This is a genomic window from Massilia eburnea, from assembly GCF_009720745.1.
Lineage (GTDB): Bacteria > Pseudomonadota > Gammaproteobacteria > Burkholderiales > Burkholderiaceae_D > Rugamonas > Rugamonas eburnea.
In genome coordinates this window covers 1-255 of sequence record NZ_WNKX01000100.1, presented here as the reverse complement: position 1 = coordinate 255, position 255 = coordinate 1, and the positions used below count along the sequence as shown (strand labels likewise).

Here is a 255-nt window from a genome sequence, read left to right as displayed (position 1 = left end):
CCTCCAAGGCTAAATACTCGTAATCGACCGATAGTGAACCAGTACCGTGAGGGAAAGGCGAAAAGAACCCCGGGAGGGGAGTGAAATAGATCCTGAAACCGTGTGCATACAAACAGTCGGAGCCTCGTAAGGGGTGACGGCGTACCTTTTGTATAATGGGTCAGCGACTTACATTCAGTGGCGAGGTTAACCAGATAGGGGAGCCGTAGAGAAATCGAGTCCGAACAGGGCGCCAGTCGCTGGGTGTAGACCCGA

Annotated in this window: 1 rRNA gene; it reads left to right on the top strand. The window is 53.3% G+C overall.

What is annotated here, in order from left to right:
* Positions 1 to 255 (top strand): 23S ribosomal RNA (locus GM658_RS28735); the annotation flags it as partial.